General features: G+C 43.5%; 24 protein-coding genes. 9 read left to right on the top strand and 15 right to left on the bottom strand.

The window, feature by feature from the left end:
• Positions 1-14: 14 nt before the first annotated feature.
• From DK188_RS09140 to DK188_RS09100, 9 genes are all read right to left on the bottom strand, one after another.
• Positions 15-1112, bottom strand: coding sequence for a DUF4837 family protein (locus DK188_RS09140; RefSeq protein WP_111670625.1), 1098 nt, complete (start codon positions 1110-1112; stop codon positions 15-17).
• A 109-nt stretch (positions 1113-1221) separates the two neighbouring features.
• Positions 1222-2610: a LysM peptidoglycan-binding domain-containing protein gene (locus DK188_RS09135; protein ID WP_111670504.1), complete on the bottom strand. Its 1389-nt coding sequence runs from the start codon at positions 2608-2610 to the stop codon at positions 1222-1224.
• Between the two features lie 11 nt (positions 2611-2621).
• Complete coding sequence (gene gatA / locus DK188_RS09130) at positions 2622-4049, bottom strand: Asp-tRNA(Asn)/Glu-tRNA(Gln) amidotransferase subunit GatA (RefSeq protein ID WP_111670503.1); 1428 nt, start codon at positions 4047-4049, stop codon at positions 2622-2624.
• A gap of 18 nt (positions 4050-4067) precedes the next feature.
• A complete protein-coding gene (gene tatA / locus DK188_RS09125) occupies positions 4068-4265 on the bottom strand; it encodes a twin-arginine translocase TatA/TatE family subunit (protein WP_111670502.1) in 198 nt (65 codons plus the stop codon).
• A gap of 114 nt (positions 4266-4379) precedes the next feature.
• Complete coding sequence (locus tag DK188_RS09120; protein WP_111670501.1) at positions 4380-5621, bottom strand: murein hydrolase activator EnvC family protein; 1242 nt, start codon at positions 5619-5621, stop codon at positions 4380-4382.
• Between the two features lie 5 nt (positions 5622-5626).
• Entirely contained in the window at positions 5627-6364 is a 738-nt protein-coding gene (locus DK188_RS09115) for a DUF4292 domain-containing protein (RefSeq protein WP_111670500.1), read from the bottom strand.
• Entirely contained in the window at positions 6357-8105 is a 1749-nt protein-coding gene (locus tag DK188_RS09110; RefSeq protein WP_111670499.1) for a tetratricopeptide repeat protein, read from the bottom strand. Before DK188_RS09110 ends, DK188_RS09115 begins: the two co-directional genes overlap by 8 nt.
• Before the next feature lie 74 nt (positions 8106-8179).
• Entirely contained in the window at positions 8180-9685 is a 1506-nt protein-coding gene (locus DK188_RS09105; protein WP_111670498.1) for a polysaccharide biosynthesis C-terminal domain-containing protein, read from the bottom strand.
• Between the two features lie 15 nt (positions 9686-9700).
• Entirely contained in the window at positions 9701-10486 is a 786-nt protein-coding gene (locus DK188_RS09100) for an enoyl-CoA hydratase/isomerase family protein (protein WP_111670497.1), read from the bottom strand.
• A 212-nt stretch (positions 10487-10698) separates the two neighbouring features.
• On the opposite strand from DK188_RS09100, the gene DK188_RS09095 reads away from it, so the two are divergent.
• The 4 genes from DK188_RS09095 to DK188_RS09080 all read left to right on the top strand — a co-directional run bounded on the left by DK188_RS09095 (position 10699) and on the right by DK188_RS09080 (position 15899).
• Entirely contained in the window at positions 10699-12153 is a 1455-nt protein-coding gene (locus DK188_RS09095) for an NADP-dependent isocitrate dehydrogenase (RefSeq protein WP_111670496.1), read from the top strand.
• Between the two features lie 207 nt (positions 12154-12360).
• Positions 12361-13650 carry a glycosyltransferase family 4 protein gene (locus DK188_RS09090; RefSeq protein ID WP_111670495.1) on the top strand — a complete coding sequence of 430 codons (1290 nt, stop codon included), beginning with the start codon at positions 12361-12363 and terminating at the stop codon, positions 13648-13650.
• The gene (locus tag DK188_RS09085; RefSeq protein ID WP_111670494.1) at positions 13631-14722 is read left to right on the top strand and encodes a DegT/DnrJ/EryC1/StrS family aminotransferase; all 1092 of its coding nucleotides are present in this window, start codon (positions 13631-13633) and stop codon (positions 14720-14722) included. The genes DK188_RS09090 and DK188_RS09085 overlap by 20 nt, the downstream gene beginning before the upstream one ends.
• 43 nt (positions 14723-14765) lie before the next feature.
• On the top strand, positions 14766-15899 hold the full coding sequence (locus tag DK188_RS09080) for a DUF819 family protein (protein WP_111670624.1): 1134 nt from the start codon (positions 14766-14768) through the stop codon (positions 15897-15899).
• Positions 15900-15937: 38 nt separating this feature from the next.
• On the opposite strand, the gene DK188_RS09075 is transcribed toward DK188_RS09080, so the two are convergent.
• From DK188_RS09075 to DK188_RS09060, 4 genes are read right to left on the bottom strand one after another with little or no spacing between them, the layout of a single operon-like run.
• Positions 15938-16639 (bottom strand): hypothetical protein, encoded by a 702-nt coding sequence (locus DK188_RS09075; RefSeq protein WP_111670493.1) that lies wholly within the window; start codon positions 16637-16639, stop codon positions 15938-15940.
• Positions 16636-17262, bottom strand: coding sequence for a hypothetical protein (locus DK188_RS09070; protein ID WP_111670492.1), 627 nt, complete (start codon positions 17260-17262; stop codon positions 16636-16638). Before DK188_RS09070 ends, DK188_RS09075 begins: the two co-directional genes overlap by 4 nt.
• The gene (locus DK188_RS09065) at positions 17259-17945 is read right to left on the bottom strand and encodes a hypothetical protein (protein WP_111670491.1); all 687 of its coding nucleotides are present in this window, start codon (positions 17943-17945) and stop codon (positions 17259-17261) included. Before DK188_RS09065 ends, DK188_RS09070 begins: the two co-directional genes overlap by 4 nt.
• A gap of 10 nt (positions 17946-17955) precedes the next feature.
• Positions 17956-18303 (bottom strand): PadR family transcriptional regulator, encoded by a 348-nt coding sequence (locus DK188_RS09060; RefSeq protein ID WP_092728425.1) that lies wholly within the window; start codon positions 18301-18303, stop codon positions 17956-17958.
• Between the two features lie 94 nt (positions 18304-18397).
• On the opposite strand from DK188_RS09060, the gene DK188_RS09055 reads away from it, so the two are divergent.
• The 3 genes from DK188_RS09055 (at position 18398) to DK188_RS09045 (ending at position 21967) form a co-directional block, all read left to right on the top strand.
• Complete coding sequence (locus tag DK188_RS09055) at positions 18398-18997, top strand: hypothetical protein (RefSeq protein WP_111670490.1); 600 nt, start codon at positions 18398-18400, stop codon at positions 18995-18997.
• Entirely contained in the window at positions 18994-19524 is a 531-nt protein-coding gene (locus tag DK188_RS09050) for a GNAT family N-acetyltransferase (RefSeq protein ID WP_111670489.1), read from the top strand. The genes DK188_RS09055 and DK188_RS09050 overlap by 4 nt, the downstream gene beginning before the upstream one ends.
• Before the next feature lie 67 nt (positions 19525-19591).
• The gene (locus DK188_RS09045; protein WP_111670488.1) at positions 19592-21967 is read left to right on the top strand and encodes a tetratricopeptide repeat protein; all 2376 of its coding nucleotides are present in this window, start codon (positions 19592-19594) and stop codon (positions 21965-21967) included.
• On the opposite strand, the gene DK188_RS09040 is transcribed toward DK188_RS09045, so the two are convergent.
• Together DK188_RS09040 and DK188_RS09035 are read right to left on the bottom strand one after the other, a co-directional pair.
• Positions 21968-23713, bottom strand: a complete 1746-nt coding sequence (locus DK188_RS09040; RefSeq protein WP_111670487.1) for a purple acid phosphatase family protein — start codon at positions 23711-23713, stop codon at positions 21968-21970.
• 170 nt (positions 23714-23883) lie between these two features.
• Positions 23884-24555 carry an OmpA family protein gene (locus DK188_RS09035; RefSeq protein ID WP_111670486.1) on the bottom strand — a complete coding sequence of 224 codons (672 nt, stop codon included), beginning with the start codon at positions 24553-24555 and terminating at the stop codon, positions 23884-23886.
• 224 nt (positions 24556-24779) lie between these two features.
• Here DK188_RS09035 and DK188_RS09030 point away from each other — a divergent pair, with 224 nt between their 5' ends.
• Complete coding sequence (locus tag DK188_RS09030) at positions 24780-26021, top strand: alkaline phosphatase family protein (protein ID WP_111670485.1); 1242 nt, start codon at positions 24780-24782, stop codon at positions 26019-26021.
• Between the two features lies 1 nt (position 26022).
• Complete coding sequence (locus tag DK188_RS09025; protein ID WP_111670484.1) at positions 26023-26421, top strand: group III truncated hemoglobin; 399 nt, start codon at positions 26023-26025, stop codon at positions 26419-26421.
• The last annotated feature ends 16 nt before the right edge of the window (positions 26422-26437 follow it).

The following is a 26437-nucleotide window of genomic DNA, read 5'->3' as shown; positions in this document are numbered from 1 at the left end:
TGGTTTGACAAAAGTCAGGCACCTTGGTCTTTTTTACCAGAAATATCGGTGTTGAGCAGAACCGTCTGAATCTCACGAAGTGCGTCACGGTGGACTTCATTTGGATAATAAACGAATCCTTCCATGTAGTAAAGCTTGCCTTTTGCCTGATCTACCATCACATACCCAAGGTAGGTGCCTCCCATACTGATATTATTGGTCTTCCAGGTACCCCTGATTTCCACGGTAAAATTATCATTTATCACCATGTTTCTGAAAGCAGGTGGAATTTGTTTTTCACTGACCACATAAGAGGTGGGATCTTCCGGATCTCCGAAAATATGCTGTTTGGTAATCGAATCTCTGAGAGTCAGAATGTTTACTGGAAAAGTTTGCTCTTCAGAGGTATACTCCGTTTCGTAAAAAAATATGCTGATATCAGGACGTTTCTCCGTTGGGGAAGGTGATCTCATCCATAGAAAATCATCTGTTGATTTTGCGATTTGATAGGAGGCAGGGGCATTGATTTCGATTCCTAGGTTGGTTCTGGCTTCATGTTCTGCCGCTGAATTTTTTCTGGCAAAGAGTGGCTTTTCCAATCGGCCACGCTCTCTCACTTCAAATAGATTCTGCAATCGATCTCTGTTTTTTCGAAGGTTCGCTATTAACTCTTCCTCATTGTTGCCAAAGAGATAAAGTACCTCCTGACCTTTGGCATATTCATCTTCCATTCGAAGGGAATAGAGACTTGGATCTGCAAGTGCTTTTTCTTTTGATTCTTTAGAAAACTGTGCATTGATCACTTGGCTTCCGCCTTTTTTGTCATCAAAAGTCGTGACATAGATCAAATTGGTGTACATCTTGAGCATTTTGGTCATCGCTCGGGGATCTACACGATGGACTTTAAACATACTTTCGGATCTGATCATGCCGGGTAGGTCAGCTTCGAAGATTGCCCTCAATTCCTCACCTACAGGCCCTGCCCATTTGGTAGAATCTATTGCCAAAATGATTTCGCCAATTGATCCTTTAGCCTTCGGTTTTGCCCCGCCAAATGCGTCTTTTCCCTCCTGATCGCAGGAAAATAGAACTAGTGAACTAAACAGGAGAAAGATATACGATAATGCTTTCATGATTTTTCTTTTTGTCAATGGTCCCAATATAAGTACTTAAAACAATCCAAGCTTGTTTTAAATAATTAAAATTTGAGTTAAATTACTTTAAAAAAATAAGAACTAAAATCTATCCGATGATTAGGCGTTGTCCCGGCTTGATATTGTTAGAATTCAGATTATTGAGCCGCTTGATTTGTTCTACCGAAAGGGAATGTTTTTGGGAAATAATCCAAAGAGAATCTCCTGGCCTTACGGTGTAGGTTTTTTGTCCGGAATTATCTGCTAGGGACGTGGAAGTGGAGGAAGGAGGATTGTCGGAATAGATGTATAAGGTCTGGCCCACTCGGATTAGATTGGAGTTTAGGTTATTCCAGCTTTTCACCTGAGTGACACTGACACCATGGCGGGAAGCGATGGTACCCAAGACATCACCTGATCGTACTTTGTAGGCTATTCTTCCAGAGGAAGATTCGACTGCTTTTTCTACAGGAACTATCGCCCCAGGCGTAGAAGAGGCTAGTAAAACTGTAGGCTGATTGCCCAATGAATCCTTTATCCAAGCCAGATTTTCTTTAAGAAATGATGCCCTTGATTTTGGGATTTTCACTTCCATGGTTCGATTGCTGAGGGGAATTGTGCCTTTTTTTACAGATGGATTGATCTCTTCCAGATCTTTCAGACAGATGTTAGTGAGCTCAGATAGTTTTTGGAGCGAAAGCGCCTGATCGAATCTGAATTTTTCATATTCGATGGGGTAGGTAGGTTCCTCGAGGCTGAAGTTGTGCTCTTCGAGGTGATTGAGAATGTAAAGAAACGCTTGTACCTGGGGTACATAGCTTCGGGTTTCCCTTGGTAGGTAGTTGTAAATTCCCCAAAAAGTAGTTTTACCTCCTGATCTTCTTATTGCTTTTCTGACATTTCCCGGACCGCAATTGTAAGCAGCCATGGCTACTTCCCAATTTCCAAACATCCGGTAAAGTGACTTGAGGTACTTTGCTGCCGCATCGGTAGACATTTCCGGATCCATGCGGTCATCTACATCGTTATTGACGAGCATGCCGTACATTTTGCCCGTAGCTGGCATAAATTGCCAAAGACCCATAGCCCCAACTCTACTTCTGATCTGGGGATCCAATCCTGACTCGACGATTGCCAAGTACTGGATTTCGGTGGGCATTTCATGTTTTAGTAGCGTTTCTTCGAAAAGCGGAAAAAATTTCTCCTTTCGGGCCAAGACCATTTTGGTGTAATCTCTATTCCTTACCGTAAAATATTGAATGAATGAAAATATCCGATCATTCAACTCAAAAGGCATGTCTGATTTCATGGCCTTGATTCGCTCTTCTACTTGTTCATAGGTGAAATCAGGGATGTATTCGTAATGATAATTGGGCTGAATCTCCTCGTTCAAGAGTGCCAATTCATCCTGTGGAAATTCCTGTGAAAAACCTTTCGTCAGCGTGATCATGGAAGTAAAAAGTACTAGAATGAGCGATCTGAAGGAGGTCTTTTTCATGGATTTATTTATTATGAGTTTAATTCAGTCAGGTAATTGCTGAATGCATACAATTCAGCTTCTTTGAAGGAGTTGGCAATGACCTGAAGTCCAATAGGCATGCCAGATTTATCTTTTCCGTTGGGAATCGAAATAGCCGGAACTCCTGATACTGAAGCCTGTACGGTAAATAGATCCTCGAGATACATGGCTACAGGATCACCGCTATGCTCACCAAACTTAAACGCTGTAGTTGGTGTAGTCGGCATAATAATATAGTCAAAATCATTCAAAAGATTTTCAGTAAAGTCTTTTATTAATCTTCTGACCTTTTGAGCCTTAGTGAAATACGCGTCATAATAGCTTGCTGAGAGGACAAAAGTGCCCAGCATGATTCGTCGTTTTACCTCTTCGCTGAATCCCTCACTACGCGTGAGTTTATACATGCTCTCTAGATTGTGTGCATTAGGGGAACGGTAGCCATATTTTACTCCATCGAATCGTGAAAGATTGGAGCTTGCCTCCGCAGTAGTCAGGATGTAATAGGTCGGAAGGAGGTATTTCAAGAGCGGAAATTCTACCTCTTGGACTTCATGACCTTCTGATTTTAATTTCTCTAAAACTGAAAGGGTATTTTCTTTGATCTCGAGCTGCAGCGATGGAGACTCAAGGGTCTCTTTGAGGTAAGCGATCTTCGCTTTTTTATCAAAATGCAACAGCTCACTGTAATGGAGTACCGGTTTGCGGGAGGATGTGCTGTCATATTCATCATGACCGGCCATAATCTCCATGACCAAGGCGTTGTCTTTGATAGTTTTGGAGAAAACTCCTATCGAATCAAAAGACGAGGCATAAGCAATCAATCCCCAGCGGGAAACCCGGGAATAGGTAGGCTTCATACCGATCACTCCTGTAAATGCAGCGGGCTGGCGCACAGATCCACCTGTGTCAGTTCCCAAAGAAACAGTACAAAGATTGGCCTGAACAGCAACTGCAGAACCTCCGGATGAACCACCTGGTACTCGTGTGGGATCGGCAGCATTGAGAACTTTTCCATGACAGGAGTTTTCATTGGAGCTGCCCATTCCAAATTCATCACAGTTTAATCGGCCGATAATGATCGCATCTTCGTCGATCAGCCGTTGGATAGCAGTGGTGGTGAATTGGGATTGAAACCCTTTCAGGATACGGGAAGAGGCGTTGGATTCGTGATCGGCATAGCATAAGACGTCTTTGATTCCGATGACCATACCGGCAAGTTTGCCGGCTTTACCTTTGGCTATTTTCTCATCGATGAGATCTGCCTGATCCAATGCGGATTGGGTATAAACTTCAACGAAGGCGTTGAGGTGCGCCTTCGTTGTAATGTTTTGTAAGTAATGGGTGACTATTGTACGGCAATCAGTCTCCTTCTTTTCAAGCGCTTTTTTAATTTCGCCGAATGAACTAAATTTTTCCAAGGGTATTGGCTTAAAGGATTACTTCTTTTTGTCTTTCAGCCCTTCTTCGAGATCGTTCTGAATTTCTTTAGTGGCGTCTTTGAATTCTCTGATGCCACGGCCAAGTCCTCGAGCCAATTCAGGGATCCTTTTAGCACCAAACAGCAGAAGGATAACAACGATGATCAGTACGATCGAACCTCCGCCCATGTTTTGAATAAAACCTAATGTAGTCATGATGGTGTATTTGTTTAAGGATATATAGGATTACAAAGATACAATTGTCACTCGCTTAGGCAAAGTAATGCAGCAAGACAATGGTTCTTTTTTATGAACATACGATATTAATTTCTATTTGGACGTAATCCATGTTGCAGGGTCCATAATCTGTAGACCTTTCCAAGTTTGGAAGTGAACCTCGGACTGCCCGTCGGCATTTGCTGCTACTTGTCCGATGGTTTCTTTGGCCTTCACTGTCTGTCCCACTTTGACAGAAATATTTTTTAATCGGCTATACATGGTGAAGTATTCGCCATGCTTGATAATCACCGTGAGACCATAACCTGGGATAGTAGAAATCTTACTTACCGTGCCATCAAAGACTGACCGCACTGCTGCATTGGGCTGGGTGCGAATTTCCAGACCGTCACTGTCCAGTACGATCCCTTTTAGGGTAGGATGGGGATACGTTCCGTAGCCTTGTGAAACAAATCCCGCTTCCACAGGCCAAGGCAGTTTTCCTTTGTTTCCGGCAAAAGAGCTTGATAGCGCTGCAGCTTCGGGTGTCATCGGCATACTCGTTCCGGCTTTTTTGGTCGTTGTCGAGTTTGCTTTGTTAGCTTCAGCTTCAGCTCTGCGGATTTCATCCTCGATCACTTGCTTGATCATTCGGTTCAATTGCTCCTGCTGCTTTTTGGTTGCAGTTATTTGGCGTTGGATATCTTTTTCCTTCTTGGATAGTGTGTTGACTACACCTTGTTGGCTTTTGCGAAGCCGCTCTAGTTCTGCACGTTCTTTTTGTTCCTCGGAAAGCACAGCTATTTTATCGGCTTTTTTCTGATCGAGTTGGGCGCGCTGATCCACCAGCTCTAGCGATAGTTTTTCGATCTGTTCCGCTTGTTGCTTTCGACTGTCACTGTATTGCTTCAGGTATTTCAGTCGCATGTAGAGTTGATTGAAATTGCCAGAACTAAAGACAAATGCTACTATAGACAAGCCTCTGTTTAACTTGGAGGAATTGTAGATCATTCTGGAGTATTCTGCCTTTAAGTCTTTGAGCTGATTTTCTAAGCTTTCGATTTTATTTTCAGTCTCGGATATTTCCTGATTAATCAGACGTACTTCCCGATCCAGTGTGTTGACCAGCCTGTTTTGGGTCTGAAATTGTCGTGTCAATGCGTTGAGCTCACCTAATGATGTTTTTTTGGTCGCTGTGGTTTGCTTGAGAATAGCATCAAATTCTCTGAGTCGGGCTTGAACCTCCGCTTTTTCTCGCTCGAGTTCTTCTCTCGTTTTTTTTGTTTGGGAAAAAGAGTCGACACTCCCTAGGAAAAGGAAAAAAATCAGAAAAGGAATTAATCTATAAATCAGCATGGTAATTAGAATCTGAAAGGAAAGCTCAAAGATTCAGCATTGGGATTAACGGAAGTCCATTCGAGATGAATAATCGTGTTTTGGCCTCCCTCTGGTAGTTGATAGGCTAGTTTGAACAATACCTCTGCCGGAAAGGGTTGGGAGTCTGCATCCTGGAATTTGGGGAAACTTGCCAAAACTGATCCTCTGTCATCGAGAGAATTGCTGACTAGTTCAGATACTTTGCCATGGCTTGTTTCCACTTTGGAAAAGTAGCGCACATTGTTTCGGACTTGGGTCAGCTCAAATTTTTTGCCCACCCGGAGGAGTCTGTCCTGGTAGTCAAAATCAAATGGGATATTGGCCCATAGGACATTTTGAAAAAGCTCAAGTGAAAGCTTTAATCCATAAAACTGCTCAAACTCGGCATAGGTGAGATTGATGTCTTCATTGCCTATCCGGTCGCGAATTTGAATTTTCTCCTGGGTAAAGAAGCCACGAATCGCTTCCATACCCATTCCGGGTGACATGGTAAACCAGAGTACACTGTCTTTTTTGGCACGTAGACTTAGTGTCCCCCGGGTGATTTTTCCGGATTCCTCTTCGATCACAATTTTGGCTTTTGCCTCCAAGTAGTCATATTGAGCCTCTACCGGCTGGAATTCCTCCATTTGACCATCACCCTCATAGAGAATTACTTTTTTGGCACATCCTGCGAGTGCGATAAGGGAGCATGTCACTAAAACAACAAGTAGTCTATTCATGGTATTTCCCGTCTTTGATCTTTTGAGAGAGTTTTTCTGAGCCTTCCGGGCTATTTGCTGCTTTTTTCCACCAGGAAATTGCCTCGGATTTTTTGCCTAAATGGTAAAGAATATCTCCATAGTGCTCCAGCATCACCCCGCTAGGTTCCGGGTCATTTTTGATCGCCTCATCCATGGTTTGGAAGGCCTCCTCATAGCTTCCCAACTGGAAAAGTACCCATGCATAGGTGTCGAGGTAAGTGGCATTTTTTGGATATTTTTTGACCACTTTCTCAGCCATAGTTCGAGCCTTTTCCAAGTTCTTTTTTTCCAACGATAGAAAATAAGCGTAATTGTTCAGTACTTGATCATCTGAGGGATTCAGTTCCAGCGCTTTGTCAAAATATACAAATGCAGAATCCTTTTCGCCTAGATTGTAGAGTGAATTGGCCAATGAACCAAAGGCGACTTGGTCGAGCTGAGGATTTTTGTCCGAATTCAATTCGATCGCTTTTCTAAGCGACATCACGGCTACCGAATCTTTCTTTCTTGCAGACTTTACCACTCCGTCATAAAACCAAAACTCAGGCGCTTCGGGGAATTCATCTACCCCCATGATCGTGTAGGTTTCAACTTCAGCAAAATCCGGATTATCTCCGAAAGAATTTAAAATCACCTGTTCGAGAAGTGCTGGGTTTTTGGCCTGGATTTGAAGGGCTTTTTTGTAGAAATCCATGGCAGCGTCCATTTTTCCTGCCATTTTTTTTCGGTCTCCGATGACTTCCAGCACCAGTGCATCGCTGGTATTCAGCTCCAGCATCAAGGCTTCCATCTGGTCCAACAGCGCATCACGCTGTGCTGTTTGCATTTCCGTGAGCATTGATTTGAAGGTCTTTGCTTTCACTTCTCCATCCAGATCGGGACTTTCAAAAGCTGAAATCAAATACGCATTTGCCTTGTCCAATTCGCCCTTTTCTTTGAGTAGGGTGTAGGCAGCCATTTGGAGTTCGGGCTGATTGGGGTATTTTTCGATCTCTCCTGATACCAAGGTCAAGGCCTCGTTTAGCCGGGCGTTGTTGTAGAGGATTTCAACAAGATTGAGCACATAGTTCGGATTGCCGGGAAAAGCTTCAATCAACTTATTTCCCTCTCGGATCGCATTGGGCAAATCATTTTTGCGCAGGTAAATCCGCTGCTTCTGTACGGTGAAAGGCTCTCTGATTCCAAAATACTCCTCTGCTCGATCCAAGACCACCAAGGCCTTGTCAAATTCTGAAGCATTCAGGTAAATCGAGGCCAGATCCAGATTGTATTGCTGATTGTTTTCCCCGTCTGAGGTCAAGCGGTCCAGAATCTCGGCAGCTTTGAGCGGCTGATTGAGGTTGGTGTAGATCTCTGCTACCATCAGCGCATAATATTTATTTTCCGGATCTGCCAAAGTGGCTTTTTCCGCATACGGAAGGGCTTTTTGGGCCTGCTCAGACCGGACCAGTACTTCTGCAATTTTATAGTTGATGGCAGGCTCTTCTGGCGAAAACTCAAGGGAACGCTGGAGGTAGAAAAAAGCTTTTTCCAAATCCCCTAGCACGAGCGCCTTTTCTCCTTCGATGAAATAGCGGCTGGTTTTGGTCTTGTTTTCCTGGATTTTTGATTCTTTTTTAGAAAGGGTCTGCTGCGCAAAACCTGCATGGCTCAAGAATAAAAGTGCGGCAAATAGGAAAAGAGAGTGGGTAATTTTCACAGTAACTTGGTAAAGCAGCATCAGTTTACAAACATAATGCCTTTTAAGTAAAATGGTTGGAAAATTCGAGGATAGACAGAAAGAGATACGATGATTTAGCGAAGCGGTTTTCTTTTAAGAAATCCTGAAATCTGATCTTTCTCGAGGAAAAAGACAAGGGAAATGAAAAGAAGTACAAGGCTGTTTTTCGCCAGAAAACTCAGAATCTGAGAATCAAGTTCCAAGTAAAATCCAGCGTAGCTAAGGCCGAATGCAAAAAGCAGATACAAAACCCCTTTGCCTGTCTGATAGGGAATAGGATAATATTTTTGACCAAAATAATAACATAAACCCGACATAAGTAAGTAACAAATTAAGGTGCTCAACGCTCCCCCGAGATAGCCCATAACTGGTACAAGTGAAAAAACCACTATCAAACTTGCAATCGCGCCAATAAGGGTTATCCAAAAGCTGTATCTGGTTTGATCAGTTATTTTAAACCAGATAGAAAGGTTGAAGTAAATCCCTAAAAGTAAATAGCCCATAAGCAGGGTAGGAACTATAAAAAATGCAGTTTCATACCCATCCTTTTTTGGGAAAAGATAAGCCACCAAGTCAAGATTGACTGAAATGACAATCATCAATGTAGAACAAAAAATAATAAAGGCGTGCATCACCATCGCATAAAGCTGAGGAGAATTTTTGTCGGCAGCCTTTCCAAAAAAAAACGGCTCAGCTGCATACTTAAATGCTTGTATGACCAAATTCATCAGAATCGCCAATTTGATACTTGTTCCAAAGATCCCGGCCGCTTCACGAGTATTAAGTCCTGGATAGAAATCTTCAGGAAGTAAGTATTCGAAAGAAAGTCTGGATACAAGTTCGTTGGTGACTCCAGCTAAACCCATAAACAACAAAGGGATAGCATATTTCCACATTGGTTGAAGGATTTCTTTATCCAGAGAAAAGCTAAAAAACCCAGCCTTCCACCACACGTACGGAATGATCAAGCCGTTGGCAATCAGGTTGGCTAAAAGAATGTACTCAACGCCCCAATCCAATTGGTAGCCGAGGAAATAATCAGGAAGAATGCCTTTTCCGATCATCACCGGAATCCAGACGATAAGAAGGAGGTTGAAAAAAACGTTGAGTAGAACATTGATTATTTTTGCTCCCGCAAAGGCAAAGGCACGATTGGTCAGTCTAAGCTTGGCAAATGGGATCGCTAAAATTGCATCAAAAGATAAAATCAAAGCCGTCCATCTAAACAAGTAGGATTTGCCTGGATAATCCAAAATCTCAGCTAGCCATGGAGCAGCAAGAAATACACATGTTCCTAGAATCACTGTTGTTGTGATTAGAAGGGATTGTGTATTGTTGTAAACTTTTTCTGGATCAAGATTTTTTCCAGTGGAAAATCGGAAAAACGAAGTTTCCATTCCATAGGTAAATATGATGTTTAAAAATCCTATCAATGCATATATACCAGTAAATGAACCTACCACTTCCTTGTTCAGGAAGGAGGTATATACGAAAATCATTAAAAAATTAATCGACCTACCGAGAATGCTGCTCAGCCCGTAAATGGCTGTCTGACCGGCTAGTTTTTTGAGGTTACTCATGCGAGAGCAGGGAGCTTACTCTCCTTTGAAAACGGGTTTTCTTTTTTCCAGAAAAGCCGAAGTGCCTTCTTTGTAATCTCCGGATTTGACACAGCGGGCAAAGCTGTTAGCCTCAGTTTGGAAGCCATTTTCGTCAGGAAGAAAAGCTGCATTGACGCAGTCTACAATCATACCGATGGCAAGCGGAGCTTTGCTCATGATCTTGGAAATGACTTCCTCAGCTTTTTCCATCGCCTCTGCCTTAGTTGGCAAAACATGGTTGACCAGTCCGAGGGATTTGGCCTCTTCAGCACCGATCATGTCTCCAGTCATCATCAGTTCATTGGCTTTGCCTCTTCCGATGAGCAGGGTAAGCCGTTGTGTTCCTCCATAGCCAGGGATGATTCCAAGGTTGACTTCAGGTTGCCCAAACTTCGCATTTGCCGTAGCTATACGCATGTGACAGGCCATTGCCAATTCGCAGCCGCCACCTAGCGTGAAGCCATTGGTTACGGCGATGACAGGCTTGTGGCAATTCTCGATCATCGCAAAAATCTCCTGCCCATTTTCTGCAAACTTTCTGGCGTTAACCTCATTGAGAGAGGCAATTTCGCTAATATCTGCACCGGCAACGAAAGCCTTTTCCCCTGAACCGGTTATGATGACCGCTTTGATCGCTTTGTTGTCTACTACTTCCTCAAAAATCTCCTTCAATTCTTCCAAGGTAGCATAGTTGAGGGCGTTCATTTTGTCCTCCCGATTGATCGTAAGGTAGAGGAGGCCATTCTTTTCTTCGGTCAGGATATTCAGACTTTCTGCCATAGGGTAGGTTGGATGTCGAAAAACAAATATACGCCTAGGGGTGTCAAAGGCAAATTAGCAGGCTTAGAAAAATCCAAGGATGAATTCAGTTTTGAATTTTCCAAAGAAATTTTAATCCATATCCCAAGGTAAAATATGGGGGATAGCGGTCGGGATCAGGCATTTTTGATTACTTTTGCAGCATCAAAATTTCAACTAAATCCGCTATAAATATGTCTTCAAAAAGAAAAATCACAGTAGCCTATGGTGACGGAATCGGTCCGGAAATCATGAAAGCTACCATCAATATATTGGATGCAGCAGGAGCTCAACTCGAGTATAATGTGGTCGAAATCGGGGAGCAAGTCTACCTGAAGGGGATCAGTTCGGGAATGGAGCCTAGCACATTTGAGTCGCTCCGCGAGACCAAGGTTTTTCTTAAGTCGCCTATTACCACCCCACAGGGTGGAGGATTTAAGTCACTCAATGTGACCACGCGAAAGTCCTTTGGTCTGTATGCAAACGTCAGACCTTGTAAAGCTTTTTCACCTTTTGTCAAAACCCACTTTCCGAAAACCGATCTGGTAATTATCCGAGAAAATGAGGAAGATCTCTATGCAGGTATCGAGCACAGACAAACCGACGAAGTGTATCAGTGTCTCAAAATTATTTCTCAGCCTGGATCGGAGAAGATCATTCGTTATGCCTTCGAATACGCCAAAAAATATGGCCGAAAGAAGGTAACCTGTATGACCAAGGATAACATCATGAAGTTGGCGGATGGACTTTTTCACAAGACTTTTGATGAGATAGCCAAAGAATATCCTAACATCCAAACTGATCATAAAATCATTGACATCGGGACGGCGTTGATCGCTGATCGCCCTGAAGTTTTTGACGTGATTGTGACCTTGAATCTCTATGGAGACATTATTTCCGACGTGGCAGCTCAGGTGACGGGCTCGGTAGGACTAGGTGGCTCTGCCAATGTGGGTGAGGAAGTGGCCATGTTTGAGGCCATTCACGGTTCGGCGCCGGATATCGCAGGGATGGACATCGCCAATCCTTCAGGATTGCTGAATGGTGCCATAATGATGTTGGTGCATATCGGACAGCCGGAGATTGCAGAGAAAATCTCCAATGCTTGGATGAAAACCCTCGAGGATGGAATTCACACAGGAGATATTTATCAGGAAGGGCTTTCTTCCAAAAAAGTAGGAACACAGGAATTTGCTCAGGCGGTGATCGAGCGATTAGGTCAACTGCCTGCTACGATGATCCCTGCAAGCTTTGACAAAGACGAGGTTACACCAATGGATGTGAAGCTGCGTCCTCGTACCAAAGCCAAAAAAGAACTGACCGGAATTGATGTCTTCATCGATTGGGATCAGGATGGAAGAGATCCAAATGTAATCGGAGAGAGACTTCGCCAAGCCAACGCCAAAGGACTTCAGCTGCATCTGATCACCAACCGTGGTGTAAAGGTGTTTCCGGAAGGCATGCGAGAGACCTTCTGTACCGATCACTGGAGATGCCGATTCAAGACCGATGACGGCAGCACTGTGACTCATTCTCAGGTTCTCGATTTGCTTCAGCAGATTGAAGGATTGGGCTTCGATTTTATCAAAACTGAGCATCTCTACACGTTTGACGGTGTGAGAGGCTATTCGCTAGCACAAGGAGAATAAGGGGATTTACGATTTTTGATTTACGAATTACGAGGCTTGATAGAACCTTTGATGTTTTCAAATCTTCTGAGGTTTAATGAATATCGAATTCTGAACATCGAAAAATGAATATTGAATTAAAGGGGAGAGGAAACTTTCCCCTTTCTTTTTGGTCTGTTTCCCCTAATTTCAAATCTCAAATTTCAAATCTCAAATTTCAAATCATCCATGTCTCGACGTGTCCTTATCATCACTTACTACTGGCCACCAAGTGGAGGTTCGGGCGTGCAGCGTTGGTTGAAGTTTGCCAAGTATTTGCCGGAGGCAGGTTGGGAACCGGTTATTTTTACTCCAGAAAACCCCGATTTTGATCTCCAGGATGAGAGCTTGGTAAAAGAAATTCCTTCGACTTTGGAAGTGTTGAAGTTTCCGATTTGGGAGCCGTATCAGCTTTTTTCCAAGGTAAAAGGTAAAAGCAAATCGCATCCAGGAAGGCTAATGGAGCAGAAGGAACGAGGGATTTTGGAGAAGCTAGCGATCTGGATGCGAGCAAATCTGATCGTGCCTGATCCCCGGGTTTTTTGGGTTAAACCTTCGGTGAAATTTTTGACTGATCTGGTGAAAAGCGGGCAATTTCAGGCGGTGATTACTACGGGACCACCACACAGCATGCACCTGATCGGGCGAGATCTGAAGCGCCAAACCGGAATTACCTGGATTGCTGATTTCCGTGATCCTTGGTCCCAATGGGAGTTTTTGGATACCCTTCCGATGACTTCCTTTATTCGAAAAAAGCATCAAGAACTCGAGCAAAGTGTGCTCAAGGAAGCAAATGCAGTCATGACCATTTCCCCGACTTTTCAGCAGGATCTGGAAAAGCTCGCGAAGCGAAAAATCAAGCTTTTGACAAACGGTTACGATCCGGCAGATATCCCTTTGGGCTTTTCCCCAAAGAAAAAAGAGTCTGGAAAACTCCATCTGGTCTATTCGGGAATCATCGACGCAATCCGAAATCCGATTCCGCTGATGGAGGCCATGAAGGCCGAATTCGAAGCGTCAGCCGATCAAATCGAATGGACTTTCGTAGGGAAAGTCAGTGAGCAAGTTCAAAACTACGTCAAGGTAGATTCTTGGTTGAGCGCTAGAATTCACTTTGCAGGATACGTTTCCCATCAGGAGGTTTTTGGATTTTATAAAAAGGCCGATGCCTTGGTTTTGATTTTGACTGATACAAAAAATGCGCAGGGAAATATCCCCGGGAAGCTTTTTGAATACCTGGCAACTGGCATTCCGGTTTTGGCTTTGGGTGATCCCAAAGGCGATTCTGCGCAAATTTTGGCTGATTCTGCTGCAGGAGAGGTGATCGCTCATACCGATTCTCAGGGGATCCGGAGGCGGCTTGCCAACTTGATGAATACGTCCTCAGGAGAGACAAAATCCGCTGATCTGGAGAAATATTCCCGCAAATCACTTAGTTTTCAATTGGCCAAAATTCTCGATGAACATACCCTTTCTTGATCTGGGCCGACTGGAAGAAAACCTGAAGGAACGATTGAAAAATCGCTTTTCGGAGGTTTTGGAGGCTGGTGTTTTTTCCGGAGGAAAAGAAGTGGTGCAATTCGAAAGATCAGTTTCTAGCTTTCTCAATTCTTCATTTTCCATTCCTTGTGCCAATGGGACGGATGCCTTAGAATTAGCTTTGCGGGCTTTGAAAATTGGTCCGGGGGATGAAGTGATCGTTCCTGCGATGACTTGGGTTTCTACAGCAGAGGTGGTGGTTTTGGTCGGTGCCAAACCGATTTTTTGGGATACCGATGAAGAAGGATTATTGCGAAGTGACTGGGAAAAAGCTGTCACCGCAAAGACTAAAGTGGTCATGCCCGTTCACCTTTATGGAAAAATGGTTGACATGGAGAATTTGACCAAGAAAGCCGAGTCATTGGGACTTTTTGTGATCGAAGATGCGGCACAGGCTTTTGGGGCTTTTCAAGATGGAAAAGCCGCGGGAACTTGGAGTGATGTCGGTTGCCTGAGCTTTTATCCTACAAAAAATCTTGGTGCTCTCGGTGAGGCCGGGATGTGCTTAACTCAGAATTCTCAACTTTCAACCCAGATTCGCATGTTGCTCAATCACGGTCAGCCTGTCCGTGATCAACATGAATTGGTTGGGCGAAATAGTCGCATTGACACGATACAAGCTGCTTTTTTGAATGTGATCCTAGAAGATTTTGAGACAAATCAACAGAAGAGAAAAGCGATTGCAGCGCAGTATTTGGATTCTTTTTCCGGAATTGAAGGCTTGAGATTGCCTACCGGAATTTTGGACTCAGATCATAATGCCCATCTTTTCGTGATCCAAAACGAAAGGCGAGATGAGCTCAAAGCTTTCCTTGCGGAAAAAAGCATCGGAACTGCCATTCACTATCCGATGATTTTACCGGACATGCTGCCTTTTCGTTCAGTCGGTGATTTTGAAAATGCCAGAAAATTGGCTGAGACAGGTCTCTCTTTGCCTTTGAATCCTTATTTGAAAACGGAGGAACTAGACTTTATCTGCAAGTCGGTTTTGGAGTTTTTTGGCAGGGGTTAAATTTCAAGACTTCTTTATCCTGACTTTTTCCTTATTTTCCCTGATGAATTTCACCCAAGAGCCAATTTTTATTGCGGCGACACTCTGTATTTCTGTTTTTTTCGCAAATTGGCTGGCACGGTTTCCTTGGGGTAAAACGATCGGAACCCCGATTTTGGTCATCGTGCTTTGTGCGATTTTCTCCAATATCGGGGTAATCCCCAGCGCGATGGATGGAAGTCCGGTTTATGATGGTGTTTTCATTTATTTGGCTCCTTTGGGAATTTTTATTGCCTTGCTGGAAGTCGATTTGAAAAGCGTGAAAAAGGCGGGTTTGCCGCTTCTTTTGATGTTTTTTCTGGGAAGTATTGGGACGGTAGTTGGAGTTTTGGTGGCGTGGTTTGTGGTAAATCCTGCCGTGGAAATCGGCGATCTGGCACCGGCAGTGGCGGGTATGTTTACCGGGACTTACATCGGCGGCTCGATTAATTTCAATGCTGTGGCCCTGCATTACAAAGTCAACGAAGCAGGAAACCTGTTTGCCGCTACGACTGTCGTGGATAATCTGATCGGAACTCCGTGGATCATTGCTACCCTGATTTTGCCCAAGTATTTGCAAAAATGGTTTCCAAGAAAAAAGCTTGCTTCTGCTGCTACTGCGGTGAAAAATGACGGAATTGAGTCGATCTCGATCAGTTCTTTGGCGTCAATTTTAGCTTTGGGACTACTGGGAATGACCGTGAGCAAGGTATTGGTTTCCTATTTCCCGGAGGTTCCAGAGATTATCTTTCTGACGACCCTAGCTTTGATTTTGGCACAATTTCCATCCGTTCAGCAGCTGTATGGCAAGCATACCTTGGGCTTTTTCTTTATTCTGATTTTTTTGGCAGTGATTGGGACTTTGTGTGATTTCAGAGCGTTGTCAGGCGTTGGAAGTTTGGCAGGGACGCTGATTCTGTTTGTAGGATTGCTGGTGTTGATCCATGGCTTGGTGATTTTTGGAGTTGGGGCTTTGTTCAAGATGGATTGGGATGTAATTGCCGTGGCTTCACAGGCCAATGTGGGCGGAAATACGACGGCGATTGCGGCGGCAGAAAGTTTGAATCGACCTGATTTACTGATTCCAGGTGTCTTGGTGGGGAGCTTGGGAAATGCGCTGGGAACGTATGTGGGGTTTGCAGTTGCTGGACTGCTTTGATAGATAATTTAGCCAAGTTCAGAATAAGCTTTTCCAGTTTAGGTGCCTTCGTAGATCGCTTTGAGCTTCTCTGTTTCCTCCGCAGCTTCTTTGATGATTTTGGGTAAAAGAAAAATGGAAACCCAACAGATTGACATGGCTATAATGGTTATCCAAGCCATTATTCCCTGAAAGTTCAATTCCATAGGAATTTCTGGGCCCATTAAAAATCGCATTCCCTGAATCGAAATATGAATGATTAACTGAAATCCGCCAAAGAAGCTTAATCCATGTTTGAAAGACGCGTAGTTTTTATAGTTTTTCCCCACTCGATGAAAGTAAATAAGAAAAAATACCACTGAGATCATCAACCCAATCACTGCCCATCCGGGTGCTGTCAAACGCTCGCCAAAAAAAGTAAAATTTTGACTGATAAAATTAAAAGTCCAGCCCAAAAGGAAAAAATAAACTACCCGATAGGATGTCAACAAATTTCTCAAACTGGTCCAATACCGCCTCCAGAACTTTTTTCGGATACTTTCCCGATAGGAATCTGCCAAATCAGAAAATCCAAATATCCCAAACTCGGAATGTGTTTTCCGGAAAGCTTCCTCCAAAGTTAGCTTGGGATTTTCTTCCATCAGCACTTCGATCCGACAGGCGACGTGATCGAGGATCTCGTACTGCACGTCGATCTCTTCATAGCCCTTGAAGGAAATCAGTTTTTTGACCGTGTTGATTTGGTCGGGGGAGAGTTTCATCGCCATTGAAGGTTTTGGAATTTCCTAAAAAGGTTGGCATAACCGGAGCAAAGGACGAAAGAGAAGCAAGCCGTCATGAAAAACAACAGTTGTTGATTATTCGCCTCAGTCCATGAAAGCCTCTCCAATCGGAGGAAAAATTGGGAGAGTGAAGCGATAAGGAATAAGACATTTGCTGAAGTCAGCACTTGGGAATTGCTGAGAAACTTGTTTTTCCAAAGTCCCACCAGAAAACCGCTGTAGGAAGCAATCAAAAAGGCTGTCTTTAGCGCTGTTTCAGCAAATTCGGGCGTGTTTTTGGAAAAGAGGTTGATGAAAGAACCAATCACAAAAGTCATCGCAATGGTTTTTACCATGATTCTTAGATTCCCAAAGTTGCCCAGAAACTCCTTCAAAGAATTTAAATGAGCTTGAATCAAGAGACTTTGTTGAAATTTCTTTGGATTGACCTCGGCCAAAGACTTTTGAAGCAACCTTTCGAACTCATTTTCATCCCTGAGTTCAGCCTCAATTTTGCTGGCAATATGGTCGATCAGTTCAGCCCGGATGTCGGTGTAAAAGACTTGGCTGGAGCTGATTTTTTTGCTGATTTGGGCGATTTCTTGAGTGGTAAGGGTTCTCATAGCAAAGCAGTTTTGGATTTGATTTTCCAGGCTTCGTAGGCCGAAATGCAATGAAGATAAATGATAAAGCAAAACGTGATAGACAAGTAATTTAATAGATACTCAGGAATTAGTTTGTCCATTCCGAATATCCTCGGGACGTTTAAAAAGAAATTATAGAAATGTAAGGGCAATGATATAAAAACGATAAACTGATTGCTGAAAATTGAACTGATTTTTAACTCAGTATCCTGAAAGGTTTTTTTTATGGGTTTAATCTTTTTATGAGTTCTGAATAAAACAAAGACAAGGAAAGCGGTCAGATAAACTATCGGCAAACCAAACAAAATCATGAGTTGCATTTTATGGGTTATTAGATTGACCAAGAGCGTAATTCCTCCGATAAAAATGAGTGTAAATACCATTTTTGGCCAGGAAAAATAACTTTTGATCAGTCCCCACTGTGTCTTTCTTACCGACTTATTGATGTTTTTTGAAAGATCATGCTGCAGCTTTTTACAATAGCTATAGGTCCATTTTTCGTTTAGAGCATTTAATTGTTCTTCAAAATGCTCTTCCGGAAATCCCTCTAAATGAATGATATAGTGGTCATAAACCTCCATTAAAAGCTCGGCAGCCGTTATTTCCCGCTGAGCGATTGCTTTCTGTACCGACTTAAGTTCTCTTTCCGATAACTTTCTCATCTCTCAAAAATTAAAATCCCAACTCCGGCTTCAATCCCGGATTGATGATCCGTTGCATATTCTCGACAAAAGCCTGAAGCTCGGCCAACTTGGAACTGACTTCCTTTTGACCATCCTTGGTCAGGCTGTAGTATTTCCGCACCCGGTTGTCCACTTGCTGGATTTCGGTGGTCAGGAGTCCTTCGGCTTCCAGCTTGTGGAGAGCAGGGTAGAGGGCACCCTCGGTGATTTTGATCTCGCCTGCGGTGAGCTCTTTCACTTTTTGGGTGATTTCGTAGCCGTACATCTTTTCATTTTCCTCGAGCAGTTTTAGGATAATGGTCTGAAGGCTTCCTTTGATCAGATTACTGTTGGACATGGTGTGTTAAATCTTGCTTCGAATATATCAATTCCTTTTATACATAAGAAACTGATGTATTATTTTTTTCAAAAAATGCCTCAATTTTGAAATAATGAAAATCACCCTTCCATTCTTTTTCTTTCTATCTTTTCTTGCGGCATTTCCCGGTTTTGGACAGACCTATTACAATGAATCGGGTAAGCGGATCACCTTAGAAGATTATGAAGACAAAATTCTCAATGGACCTTACTTTGGAGTGCCAGGCGAGGAAGAAGGCGTGATGAAATTGGTTCACAGGATGCCTGCTGGACTGGTCGATGCAAAGCTTATTTATCAGAAATTGGGTTTGGAAGAGGAATTCCGAACAGGCAAACCGCTGATCGTGATTTATTATCCCGGCAAGGATGAGTGTAATTCCACAGGTTTCAATGACCCCGCTTACCTCAGAAACAAGCACAAGACCTTACTTAAGTATGCGGAGAAGCATGATGCTGTCCCTCCTTTTTATTTTTACAAAAATCCGCATGGATTGGAGAAATATCAGGGAATTCAAGAGTGGAAAGCAGATCCGGATGGACTTTTTGAAAAACAGTTTTTCCCTTTTCACTATCCTTGTGGAAGCTTTGTGGTGATCAGTCCCAAAGGAAATTATCGGGGAATTTTGGGAGAATACCCCATTTCACAAATCGATGTGGCACTTAAAAAACTATGATTTTGGACGATTCCAAACTGACCATCAGAACGGCCGCAAGTGAAGATCTTGCAAACTTGCTCCATCTGGCTCGCACCGCTTTTCTTCAGGCATTTTCCGCAGGTAACAAACCCGAAAACGTCCAAGCCTATCTCAACGAGGCGTTTACCTTGGAGCAATTCGAGAAAGAGATGCTTGAAACTGCTTCGAAGTTTTTTGTGGCAGAAAAGTCCGGTAAACTCATCGGCTACACCAAAGTCAACCAGGTACCGGTACAGACGGATGTCCATGATTCGGAGAGCTTGGAAATTGCCCGATTGTATGTCTTGGAGGATCATTTGGGAAGTGGTGTAGGTAAAAATCTCCTGGATACTGCCATTGACTTTGCGAAGCAAAATCACAAGAAATATCTCTGGCTTGGCGTCTGGGAAATGAATGCAAGAGCCATCCGATTCTATGAGAAAAATGGTCTCCGAATCTTTGGGAGTCATCCGTTTCCATTTGGAGACGAAGTTCAGACGGATTACTTGATGCGGATCGACTTCTAAAAAATCCCAGCTATACTTTTCTATCGAAAGAAGCAGAGTATATTTAGCTTGTTTTCAAATCCACACTATGAAAATCAAGACTTGGACTTGGGTACTGACGATTGCTCTTTTTGGAACCCTGATTTATCTTCCCTCTTTACACTTTCAGTATACGCTTGACGACGGGATTTACTCTCATTTCAATCGAGTAACTGTGAAAGGACTGGAGGAATGGCAAGAGGTTTTTAAATATGGCTCGATGAATTTCATCGAAATCAGCCCTACCAATACCGGGATTTACCGCCCTTTTACGCTGCTGACTTTTGCTTTGGAAAATGAACTCGTTGGCAAATTCGATCCGGGCGTCAGTCATGGGGTTAACCTTGTGCTATACTTTATTTTGTTGGTAATTCTCGGTTTCTTTTTTCAGGAGTTGTTGAGCAAAAAGAAGTTTCCCTGGTGGTTTGCCGCGCTGATTCTCTTGCTTTACGCCGTTCATCCGCTGCATGTGGAGGTCGTGGCCTCGGCCAAAAGCCGGGATACCTTGCTTTCTGCCGTATTCGCATTTGGTGCGATTTGGATCTGGTGGAGGAGGGAGGGCAATCTGAAACCTCTTCAGTGGGTTTTAGTGCTTGGGTTGTATTTTCTTTCGTTGATTTCCAAGGAAGAGAGCATCCCGCTGATCGCTTTGGTGGGATTGATTGCCTATTTTTTTCTAGGGAAAAAGCCGCTTCAGGCTGCACTTTCAGCGCTTCCCTTTGCAGGTACAGCAGCTTTGTATCTGCTTATTCGAGGGATGATACTGGACAAAGCCGCAACAGTCTATGACTCCTACATCAACAGCATCATGTATCTAGCTGACGGTTCGGAGCGGATTGCAACCAATTTCTATATCTACCTTCAATACGTCAAACTCCTGTTTTTTCCACACCCGCTCTCTTGGGATTATTCCTTCAGCCAACTGAATGTACAGCAGTTTTCCAGCCCAGTCGTCTGGTTTAGTATTGCTTTTTTTGGCGTTTTGATTTACTTGGCGATCCGAGGATTCAAGAAGCGAAGTCTGTTGAGTTTTGGACTTATCCTGTACTTCGCTACGTTTTCAATATTCGCCAACTTGGTTCCTGCATTCACGATCGGGTCAAACCTGGGAGAGCGATTCATGTTTGTTCCATCACTTGCATTTGCCTTCTTGATCGTGTATTTGCTTTATCTTTTGGGAAAAAAATTCCTCCCCAAGCAGACTTACCTCATACCCTTGATTATCCTTATACCTGTGCTGCTTGGGTTTACCTGGAAGACGATAGATCGGACCAAAGTCTGGGAAAGTAACTTGACGATCACTCGGGCGGATGTCATCTCCGCTCCAAAAAGCTGGAGGACACATACCTTTTATGCAGAGGAACTCCGGAGGATAGCCGGTGAGTTGAAAAAAGAAAACCCTGATTCTGCTCGGGTGCTATTCACAGAAGCCCGTAGAGAGTATGAGTCGATGATTGGGATCTTGGGAAAAGACCTTCCGGTATCTCAGTATTTGGGAACCTACGCCGAAGTTCTGATTAATCTGGGAGACAGTGCTCAAGCGATAGCTGTGTTGGAAGAAAACATCAAGAAAAACCCAAAAGCCTTTTATCCGCTTTTCCAGATGGGAAGATTCGCTTTTGAGCGAAATGATTTTGAGGAGGCAGAATCCTATTACCTCCAAGCTCTGCAATCTACTTCGCCAAATATGGGGCCCCTTTACCGAAATCTTGGCTTGACGTACAGCAGACAAAGTAAGCGGGAGCAGGCTGTGCTTGCTTTGGAGAAATCGCTGGAATACTGGGACGATCCAAGTATCAGAAATGCGCTGGGATTCCTTTATTCTGAACTGGGTCAGCCAGAAAAAGCGGCGCAGTACCTCAACACAGAAGGTACAAACAGCCCTGAGGAGGTCTTGTTTGTTCAAGCTGTCTTGAAAGGAAATGAAGCGCTGGGCAAAAGTGATTTCAGAACTGCCCGATCAGAATACCAAAAAATAGAACCGATCTACGATCAGGTAGAAGGACAAACCAAGTTTCCAACATTCTACGCGGCCTATGGCAAGTCCCTGATGGAGACGGGAGATACCACAGCCGCTAAGACCAATTTCCTTCGCGCGGCAAATGATATGAAATCCACTGATCCTGTTGTTTTTACCAATTTGGGTACGATTGCCTTCATGAAAGACAAAAACTTCAGTCAGGCAGAGGAGTATTACCAAAAAGCGATTGACCTAGGACATACTGACAAGTTTAGCGCATACTCCAATCTGGGTATGAGCCAAATCGTCCAGCGGAAAGAAGCACAGGCAGCCGCCAGTTTTGAGAAAGCTTTAGAATACGGTACCAGCAGACCAGTTTTGGGTAACCTGTATTTGCTTTATCAATCCCTAGGCAATCCGGAGAAGGCTAATTTTTACCGACAAAAACTCGCAGTGTCAAATTGATTACTTGGATACTTCAAGCCAGTCAATCAGTGCTCCATCTGCTCGGTAGACAGACAGTTTGAGTTTTTCCTGAGTCAAAGAGACTGTACCATAGTGAAAACCACGGAAGGTTTTCTCCGCAAACCAAGCCCGGTTGGGGGCAAAATCTTCCAAGTTTCCTCCCATCCCCCCGACTTGGATGAAGTGGATTCCTTTTTCCAAATCGATCTGATCTTCCCTAAGTGGAAAAGTTCGCATATAGGTATGCAAGTGACCAAAGAACACCACGTCCACATTAAATTCCTCCAAAAGACGAATCAATGGCTGGAATTCTCTGTCACCATAGGTGCTTGAGGACTTCCAAGTATTTCCATAATCGTCCTCATCCGAGGAATAGGGCGCATGATGCATGTAGATAAATTTCCAGGTAGCGATACTTTTTGCCAATTCGTTTTTGAGCCATTCGTACTGTTCACCACCGGGTTGTAGCTGATCTTTTCGATTGCTGTTGAGTACAATAAAATCGCCCGCACCATAGGTATAACCGAAATAGCCACCCGGTTCGGCTTGAGGATGGTAGGCATTGTACCAAAAGAGATCACCTTCCCCGTTGCCGGCAGTAGGGATCATTGGGATGCGGGTCGTCAGAGCGGCACTTCCGGGAAAGTATTCCTGCGTCCACTGCCATTTGTCTTTTTCTTTGCCACCGTCAGTCACATCTCCCATGTGAATGATGAAATCCGGACGCTCATCCCAGAGTTGTAAACCGATTTGCTCATTGATTTGTGGCCTCGCTTCGGTGTCAGAGACCACTCCAAAAACAATTGGCACCTCTCCTTTTGGTTTGGTTTTAAAAGTAAGAATCCCCGAATCCAGCATATTCCCCATTTCATCTTTAGCCACTACCTGATAGAAATAGGGAGTACCGGGATCCAAGTTTGGGATAGTCTGGCTAAAAATGTTCCCTGATATGAAGCTGACTTCGATCTCAGTTTGGAATGGGAGTTCTTTACCATACCGAATCGTCGCATTGGCTTTTCGATCTGTCTCAAATGTAATCCTCATCCCATCATCTGAGGGGAAAAGGTAGGGTTCTGCCAGAAAATGAAAGGTATCTGGATATCGTAAACCACTGTCCCGCATGTGCTCGTGTGCCGAGAATTTTTCTTGGATTTGCTCGGGACTGAGTACATCGGAGTAGATAGCCAGATGTTTAACCCAGTGATCCAACTTCATGTAAGGTTCCTCCTCAAGATAGCTTTGGATAAAAATAGCATCGGATTCACCAGTAAAATCCCAGGTTCTTATTTCGGTGCCATTTTCAAAAAAGCTGACCTTTCCATTTTTGAAAATCAGCACCAGATGAGACCAGTAGCTCCTCCAAGGCTTCATGGGGAGTGTTTCTTGCTCGATTTGAAAAGATTTGTCCCAGATTCCAACCAAGGATTTTGTGCCTAAAAACACCTCCAAACCTATGGCTTGATTGACATGATTGAGCAGCCAAAGCTCCAGTGAAAATTCCCCACTTGCTTCCAAGTCAAAATGGTACTGGCCACTGAGTGGTTGATTGATTTGATTCATCAGCAGCTTTGGCTGGTGGACTTGGAATGGCCTGAGACTGAGACTATCCTGAAATAATGGGTTGGCTGCATTTCGAGGAAGTCCCGGATTGGGGAAGAGCCAAATATTTTGAATGGGATTAATATCCTGAGAAAAGGAAAAAAATGGAATCATGAACAATAGAAACGAAAGGATATTTTTTGCCATAACTCAGTGCAGTGTTTAGCAATTCTAAACAGAACGGAGTGAAAAAGCTTTAACAGAAGTTTATGGAATCATGAATCTATTTTGTGAGACATGAACACACGAACACATTTTTAAATAAAAAAAGGCGACCCAAGTGGTCGCCTAAAAAATGAATAAAAATCAATTAGGAATTAATCCTCGCCTTCAGCCTTTTTGGCTTCTTCCTGCATTTTTTCATTTGCGAGAATTCCGATTTCTACTCTTCTATTTTCACTTCTACCAGATTCGGTGGAATTGTCAGACTTTGGAACGGATTCTCCTAGTCCTCTTGTAGCAATTCTTGAAGCATTTACTCCTTTGTCAATGAGGTAATTTTGCACCGAGGTGGCTCTTTCCATGGATAAGTTCAAATTGTATTTTTCCGATCCTGTGTCATCAGTGTGACCATCGATGACGATATTGGTTTCAGGATATTTGTTTAAAGTTTTGGCAAGGCTATCTAGGTTTGATTTAGAGGATGCACTTAGTTTTGATTGATCAAAGCCGAATAACAATCCTGAATCAAAAGTCACTTTGATTCCTTCACCTACACGCTCTACCTCGGCCTGTTCCAGATCTCTTTCCAATTCTTCGGCCTGCTTATCCATCTCACGGCCGATGATTGCTCCTGCAGAACCTCCGATTGCTGCACCTACTATGACACCGGTAGCGGTATTGTTTTTGGATAAAAGTCCTCCTAATATTCCACCTGCCGCGCCACCGATTGCTCCACCTTTGAGTGAGCTACTCGTTTTACAGCCAATTGTGGCTATGGACATTGCAGAAATCAGAAGTAGGCTTAAAATTGTTTTGTTTGTTTTCATAGGTAAGGTGTCTTGTTGGATTGAGTTTTATTGGAAGACACCTTACCTTAACCAATTGGCGTACCAGCACAATCTGGCTCAATGAGGCATGATTTTAAGTTGTATCTTGGGGAAAATCGCCCCGATTTTGTGCAAATTCCCCACATTGATTGCCCCTTTTTTCCAAATTCAAGAGAATGGTTTGATTGATGATTTGACGGGGGTATTTTTAAAGAAAAAAAACCATGAGTCGTTTCATCTTAAGTTTACTTGTTGCACTAGGCAGTTCGTTCCAGATTTTTGCTCAGGAGAAAGAGCCGATTGTCATTTTGATTTCTTTGGATGGATTTCGATACGATTACGTGGAGCGATTTCAACCAGAAAATCTCCTTCGATTTATCGCTGAAGGCACCTCCGCGGAGGCTTTGATACCTTCTTTCCCCACCAAAACTTTTCCCAATCACTACACCATCGCTACCGGAATGCTGCCGGAGCATCATGGGTTGGTCGATAATTCCTTCTATGAGCCTTTTAAGGATCAGGTTTATACCATGGGAAATCGCGATATCGTGCAAGATGGCTATTGGTATGGAGGAACACCGATCTGGGTGCTAGCGGAAGAAAATGGGATCAAAGCAGCCAGCTATTTCTTTGTCGGATCTGAGGCGCCGGTCAAAGGCATCAGGCCGAGTGAATACTATGATTATGACGGTGACGTGCCCAATTTGACTCGAATTTCAAAAGTTTTTGGATGGCTGCAGCTGCCTGATACCGAGCGACCGAGAATGATCACGCTGTACTTTTCAGACATGGATAATGTGGGCCATGCCTATGGGCCATCCAATGATGAGAAAATCAAGCAGCAGCTTTATACACTTGATCGAGAACTTGGTGCGCTCTTCGAAGGGATCAAAAGCTTTGACCTGCCGATCTCTGTAATTCTAGTATCAGATCATGGAATGGCTGATGTGGAGAAAACTAAATTGATCAACTTAGACCAACTCACCGAAGGGATCGATGCCCGGGTGGTCAACAATGGTGCCTTGGCACATATTCACCTGAAGAACCCAGAAGATAAGCCAAAAGCAATCGAGTTGATCCAGTCGAGGAGTCCGCAGGTGTCGATCGATGATTTTTCTCAAAATTCTAACTATACCGATACCTCTAAGTATCCGCAGCGCTTTGGGGATTTTATCATTATACCAGAGTTTGGGTATTATCTGGCGGATAATCGTGGGATGATGCGCTATCAGAACAATTCGGCCAGGCTAAAGACAGAGGTTTTTGGAGAGCATGGCTTTAGTCCCAAAAATCATGAAATGCATGGGATCTTTTATGCAAAAGGTCCCCGGATCAAAGCAGGTGAGCAGATCAAACCGTTTCAGAACATACACATTTATCCTTTGCTCTGCGAACTCCTAGGATTGGATATTCCTGCAGAAATTGACGGGCGAAAAGAGGTTCTTGCTCCGATTTTGAAAGATTGAGATGGATAAATTACCGATAAGCAGTAGAAGGGAGGTTGATTTTTTGGTTCGTAGATTCTATGAACGAATTCGAACTCATGCTGACTTGGGCCCAATTTTCAACGAAGTAGTTACAGATTGGGAAACTCATCTGGTACACCTTTCTGATTTTTGGGAAATGATCTTATTACAAACAGGACCAGGAGCCGGGAAATTTAATCCGGTAAAAGTCCATCGGGAAGTGGATAAATCTGTAGATCACTCCATCGAGCAAGCACATTTTGGCAATTGGCTGGAGTTATGGTATTCGACTTTGGATCAATACTTTGAAGGGGGAGTAGCCGAATTTGCCAAAGAACATGCGCGAAGGATGGCTCACTTTCTATTTATGAGAATTTGGGAGGCAAGAAGTCAAGTTTGAAGTAGAATACTATTTT

The sequence above is a fragment of the Algoriphagus litoralis genome (genome assembly GCF_003259255.1).
In the GTDB taxonomy this organism is placed as follows: domain Bacteria; phylum Bacteroidota; class Bacteroidia; order Cytophagales; family Cyclobacteriaceae; genus Algoriphagus; species Algoriphagus litoralis.
This window is presented reverse-complemented; position numbering and strand designations above follow the sequence as displayed.

Coding starts and splice junctions, on each gene's coding strand:
- DK188_RS09050 (WP_111670489.1), top strand. CDS start 18,994: ATGATTTTGGACGATTCCAAACTGACCATCAGAACGGCCGCAAGTGAA.
- DK188_RS09115 (WP_111670500.1), bottom strand. CDS start 6,364: ATGAATAGACTACTTGTTGTTTTAGTGACATGCTCCCTTATCGCACTC.
- DK188_RS09045 (WP_111670488.1), top strand. CDS start 19,592: ATGAAAATCAAGACTTGGACTTGGGTACTGACGATTGCTCTTTTTGGA.
- DK188_RS09110 (WP_111670499.1), bottom strand. CDS start 8,105: ATGCTGCTTTACCAAGTTACTGTGAAAATTACCCACTCTCTTTTCCTA.
- DK188_RS09055 (WP_111670490.1), top strand. CDS start 18,398: ATGAAAATCACCCTTCCATTCTTTTTCTTTCTATCTTTTCTTGCGGCA.
- DK188_RS09025 (WP_111670484.1), top strand. CDS start 26,023: ATGGATAAATTACCGATAAGCAGTAGAAGGGAGGTTGATTTTTTGGTT.
- DK188_RS09080 (WP_111670624.1), top strand. CDS start 14,766: ATGAATTTCACCCAAGAGCCAATTTTTATTGCGGCGACACTCTGTATT.
- DK188_RS09120 (WP_111670501.1), bottom strand. CDS start 5,621: ATGCTGATTTATAGATTAATTCCTTTTCTGATTTTTTTCCTTTTCCTA.
- DK188_RS09070 (WP_111670492.1), bottom strand. CDS start 17,262: ATGAGAACCCTTACCACTCAAGAAATCGCCCAAATCAGCAAAAAAATC.
- DK188_RS09090 (WP_111670495.1), top strand. CDS start 12,361: ATGTCTCGACGTGTCCTTATCATCACTTACTACTGGCCACCAAGTGGA.
- tatA (WP_111670502.1), bottom strand. CDS start 4,265: ATGACTACATTAGGTTTTATTCAAAACATGGGCGGAGGTTCGATCGTA.
- DK188_RS09030 (WP_111670485.1), top strand. CDS start 24,780: ATGAGTCGTTTCATCTTAAGTTTACTTGTTGCACTAGGCAGTTCGTTC.
- DK188_RS09105 (WP_111670498.1), bottom strand. CDS start 9,685: ATGAGTAACCTCAAAAAACTAGCCGGTCAGACAGCCATTTACGGGCTG.
- DK188_RS09095 (WP_111670496.1), top strand. CDS start 10,699: ATGTCTTCAAAAAGAAAAATCACAGTAGCCTATGGTGACGGAATCGGT.
- DK188_RS09060 (WP_092728425.1), bottom strand. CDS start 18,303: ATGTCCAACAGTAATCTGATCAAAGGAAGCCTTCAGACCATTATCCTA.
- DK188_RS09140 (WP_111670625.1), bottom strand. CDS start 1,112: ATGAAAGCATTATCGTATATCTTTCTCCTGTTTAGTTCACTAGTTCTA.
- DK188_RS09040 (WP_111670487.1), bottom strand. CDS start 23,713: ATGGCAAAAAATATCCTTTCGTTTCTATTGTTCATGATTCCATTTTTT.
- DK188_RS09135 (WP_111670504.1), bottom strand. CDS start 2,610: ATGAAAAAGACCTCCTTCAGATCGCTCATTCTAGTACTTTTTACTTCC.
- DK188_RS09100 (WP_111670497.1), bottom strand. CDS start 10,486: ATGGCAGAAAGTCTGAATATCCTGACCGAAGAAAAGAATGGCCTCCTC.
- DK188_RS09035 (WP_111670486.1), bottom strand. CDS start 24,555: ATGAAAACAAACAAAACAATTTTAAGCCTACTTCTGATTTCTGCAATG.
- DK188_RS09075 (WP_111670493.1), bottom strand. CDS start 16,639: ATGAAACTCTCCCCCGACCAAATCAACACGGTCAAAAAACTGATTTCC.
- DK188_RS09065 (WP_111670491.1), bottom strand. CDS start 17,945: ATGAGAAAGTTATCGGAAAGAGAACTTAAGTCGGTACAGAAAGCAATC.
- DK188_RS09085 (WP_111670494.1), top strand. CDS start 13,631: ATGAACATACCCTTTCTTGATCTGGGCCGACTGGAAGAAAACCTGAAG.